The sequence below is a fragment of the bacterium genome (genome assembly GCA_035370465.1).
Taxonomy (GTDB): domain Bacteria; phylum Ratteibacteria; class UBA8468; order B48-G9; family JAFGKM01; genus JAGGVW01.
Genome location: DAOOVW010000077.1, coordinates 1 through 4,837, shown reverse-complemented (window position 1 = coordinate 4,837; position 4,837 = coordinate 1). Strand labels below are relative to the sequence as shown.

Sequence of the window (4,837 nt, the reverse complement as noted above, 5' to 3'; positions counted from 1 at the left end):
TCAAAAAGTAAAAATTCCCCATTTATTGGATGGAAACTTAAAGGAAAAGTTATTTTGACAATCTCCTGTGGGAAAATTTTTACCAATTTCTAAACTTCAATTTCTCTGTTTTGACTGATTTATCTTAAAAATTGCCTATCAAAAAAACTTATAGGAAATTCAATAACTGTTGGTCTGCCATGTGGACAGACAAAAGGATTTTCACATTTAAGTAATTGTTTTATAAGAGAAAGGCACTCTCCCTCTGAAATTTTATCTCCTGCCATAATTGAACTTCTACAGGCACTCCTTGCAATTTTTTCTTCATCAATAATTTTCGCCGAAGGACCCTGTGGAGAAACAATATCAGTAAAAATTGTTCTGAGAGAGAATTCAGGATTTTTTAAAAATGTAGGATACCCGTGTATTGCAACTTCATCTTCACTCCATCTGGTGGTCAAAAATCCACAATTCTCAATTTTCTCTTTTATTTCTTCATAAATAACCATCTCTTCTTTTGTTAATTTTACTATAATTGGTGTTAATAACTTTTGAATTTCAATATTTTTACTTTTAATCTGGGCTAAAAACTTTTCATAATTTATTCTTTCATGGACTGCATGCTGGTCAAAAACAAAAAGGGTCTCTTCACCTTGAAAAAAGATATATTTATTTTTCAAAACACCAATAAAAGTTATGTCTTTTAACTTATTTTTTAAATTATCCTTTTCCTTTGTCTCTTCTCTATCTTCTGTCTTAAAATCAAAAATCCCCCTTTCTTTTATTGGCTGGGGTTCAATACCTTCTTCTTTTCTTTCAATATAAACGGACTTTCTTTCAACTTTTTTCCCTTTTCCTTTTTCTACAAGAGTATAATAAATTTCCTCTCCGATTAACTTTATAATTTCATTTTCATTTTTTATTTTTATTTCTCTTTTTGTTGGGTGGATATTTACATCAACCATTTCTGGGTCTATTTCTATCATTATAAAAAAAGCAGGATATACATCAGGAGGTAAAATGGCTCTGTATACCCTGTTTATGGAATTTAAAATGTTAAAATTATAAACAGGCCTTTTATTTACATAAAGAAATTGTAAATCCCTTCTTGGTCTTTGTATATTTATATTCCCGAGTAAAAAATTTACAGAAAAATTATCAAATTTTTTTTCTATTAAAATTAGTTCATCTGAATTTATTCCTGTTGCTGATTTTACTCTTTCTTTTAAATCGGAAGTTGTCGGTAAATAAAAAATTTCTCTTTTGTTATGAATCAGTTTAAATTCAACATTGTAAAAAAGAATAGCATAAGGTAAAAAAACATTTAAAATCTGTCTTAATTCAGTTGTATCTGATTTTAAGAATTTTTTTCTAACAGGGGTGTTAAAAAATAGTTCTCTTACTTCAACAATTGTTCCTTCACTCATTCCTACTTTTTTTCTACTTAATTCTTTTCCACCTCTTATATGTATTTCAGTCCCTATTTCATCTCCTTTACTTCTACTTCTTAAAATAACATCTGAAACAACCCCAATACTATAAAGTGCCTCCCCTCTAAAACCCAATGAAAGGATTTTTTCAAGGTCTTTTTCATCTTTTATTTTACTTGTTGCATATCTTGAAAAAACATATCCAATATCTTCTTGGTCAATTCCAACCCCATTATCAACAACTTTAATCAGTTTTTCTCCTGCCTTTTCTATCTCAACAAAAATTTTACTACTTTTTGCATCAATAGAATTTTCAAGCAACTCTTTTAAAACAGAAGAAGGTCTTTCTACAACTTCTCCTGCTGCTATTTTGCTTATTACTTTTTCAGGTAATACATTAATCTTTCCCATTTTCAATTTTCCTCAAATATTTATTATCCGTTTATATTTCACGAAGTCTTAAAATCCCCCTACCTTCCCCTCTCTTTTTTCTCCTTCCTTTGTAAAGGAGGGCAGGGGTGGATTTTATTAAATCCCCCTCACTCCCCTTACTCCCCGTTGTGCTTGCTAAATCCCCCTCCAAAATTCCCTCTAACCCCCGTTGTGCTTAGACATTAAGCACCAACTCTGCCCTGCTACCCTTTGCTTCCCCAGTCGGTTTAATAAAGGGGGGAATTGGGGGGGATTTCCCTCTCCCCGCTGGGGAGAGGGTTGGGGTGAGGGGGACTTTTTACTTTTTATTAATATCCCTAATGGGATTTGTTCATGACTTATCAATTTTCTCTTTTAGTTCTTTAAGTTTTAAAAGTGCTTGAAGAGGTGTAATATTTTCAATATCCATATTTTTTATTTCTTTCTTCAAGTCCATCTCTTCCTTATTGTTTTTCTCTTTATACAGGTCAACATTTTCAAAAAGAGATGGAATAGCAATTTCACTTTTTTCCATTATCTGTGCCTTGATTTTGTCTTCTGCTTCAAGTAGTCGTAAAATTTCATCAGCCCTTTTTATTATTTTTTCAGGTATTCCTGCAAGTTTGGCAACATAAATTCCATAACTTTCATCAGAACTACCTTCCATTATTTTATGAAGAAAAATTACATTTTCTCCTTCTTTTCTAACTGAAACATTATAATTCTTTACCCCTTTATATTTTTGGGAAAGAACCGTTAATTCATGAAAATGTGTTGCAAAAAGAACCTTTACTTTTTTACTTTGTAAATACTCTGAAATAGATAATGCAAGAGAAAAACCATCATAAGTGCTTGTCCCTCTTCCAATTTCATCAAGTATTATTAAACTCCTTTCTGTTAAATTGTTTATTATTTCTGCTGTTTCAGTCATCTCTACCATAAAAGTACTCTGCCCTTTACTTATTTCATCCTGTGAACCAATTCTTGTAAAAATTTTATCAATTATACCAATTTTCGCAAAACTCGCTGGAACAAAACAACCGCTTTGAGACATAATAACAATAAGTCCAACCTGTCTTATATAAGTTGATTTTCCTGCCATATTTGGACCTGTTATTATCAAAAACTTATCTGTTGAACAATTCATATAAGTATCATTGGGAACAAAATTATCAATTCCCTTTTCAACAACAGGATGCCTTCCATCTTTTATAAAAATCTCAAACCCCTCATCAATTTCTGGCATTACATAATTATTTTCTTCTGATACAGATGCAAAACATATTAAAACATCTAATTCACTTATTTTTTTTGTGATTGAATAAATGGTTGGAGCATTTTCAATTATTTTATTCTTAACTTCTTCAATTATTTTATCTTCAATTTCTTTAATTTTTGTATCAGCAGTTAAAATTTTCTCTTCAAACTCTTTAAGTTCTGGGGTTATAAACCTTTCAGCATTTACAAGCGTTTGTTTTCTTATATAATCGGAAGGGACAAGATGTAAATTTGCCTTTGTAATTTCAATATAATAACCAAAGACCTTATTAAACCCAATCTTTAAGGAATTTATACCTGTTTTTTCTATTTCCTTTTTTTGTAAATTTCTTAAATACTCTTTTGCCTTATAACTTATTTCTCTTAATTCATCAAGAGAAATATTATATCCTTCTTTTATAAGTTTTCCTTCATAATTTATAGGAGAAATATCAAAATTTATAGCCATATCAAGAAAATTTCTTAAATCATCACTATCTTCAACTGAAAAATAATTATTTTTAATATCAATTTCTGAAATAACTTTTTTTATATCAGGGATTTTAAAAATTAAATTAGCAACAATAAAAATATCCTTAACATTTCCATATCCACAACTTATTTTTGAGACTGCTTTTTCAACATCCCCAATTCCTTTTAATAAATTTCTTGCCTTTTCTCTTATCTCTTGTTTTTCTTTTAAAAACCTTACTGCTTTATGTCTTTCTTTTACTTCTTCTACCTTTTTCAATGGATGGTAAATCCAGTCCTTTAGAAGTCGTTTTCCAGATGGAGTAACTGCTATATTCAAAATTCCTACCAATTTATTTATTTCAAGTCCATAAAAAGCAGAAGGAGAAATATAAAGAAAATCATCATCAGAATAAATTGAAATTTTGTTTAGATGGGAAAAATCTTTTTTATTAACAAACTTTAAATATTCAATTATTGCTCCTGAAGTTCTTACACAAAGTTCTTTCTCTTCAATTCCAAATCCTCGCAAACTCTCAACCTTAAAATGCGAAAAAATTGTCTCCTTTGAAATTTCATAATTGAAAGTATAGTCATTGCAACTACTCAAAACAATTTTTCTTAACTTTAAAAATGGATATTGTTCAAATATATTTTTTATAAATTCCTCTTTTTCTTCTGGGAAAATAATCTCATAAATAGGGTATTTAAATATAATATCAACCACTTTTGTTATATCATCAAATTGATTTGTAAAAATTGTTTCTCCTTCTGAACTCAAAAAAGAAATACCTATTGTTTTTTTATCGGGGTAAATTGAAACTAAATACCTTCCTTCTGTTGAATTTTCATCAATAAAAGTCCCAGAAGTTATAACCCTTATAACCTCTCTTTTTACTATACCTTTTGCTTTTGATGGGTCCTCAACCTGTTCACAAATAGCAACTTTATATCCGGCTTTAACTAATTTTGAAATATAGGAGTCGGCTGAATGGAAAGGAATACCACACATAGGCACTTTACCCATTTTGCCTGCACTTCTTGAAGTCAAAACAAGGTCAAGAATTTGAGAGGCAATTTTTGCATCATCATAAAACATCTCATAAAAATCGCCTAATCGGAAAAAAACAATACAATCAGGATATTCCTTTTTTATTGAATTATACTGCTCCAACATAGGGGTTAAATTCTCCATAAGAAAATTATACCACATTTCCTTTCCTTTAACCCCTTTGTAAAAGTAGCAAGCAGTTCTTAAAAAGTAGCAAGGAGAGAGTAGCAAGAAAAAA

At 29.7% G+C, this 4,837-nt stretch carries 2 protein-coding genes; both read right to left on the bottom strand.

Annotated elements, in window-relative coordinates:
* Positions 1–119 precede the first annotated feature (119 nt).
* Entirely contained in the window at positions 120–1,820 is a 1,701-nt protein-coding gene (mutL, locus tag PLW95_07840; protein HOV22565.1) for a DNA mismatch repair endonuclease MutL, read from the bottom strand.
* 352 nt (positions 1,821–2,172) lie between these two features.
* Positions 2,173–4,761 carry a DNA mismatch repair protein MutS gene (mutS, locus tag PLW95_07835; GenBank protein ID HOV22564.1) on the bottom strand — a complete coding sequence of 863 codons (2,589 nt, stop codon included), beginning with the start codon at positions 4,759–4,761 and terminating at the stop codon, positions 2,173–2,175.
* Positions 4,762–4,837 lie beyond the last annotated feature (76 nt).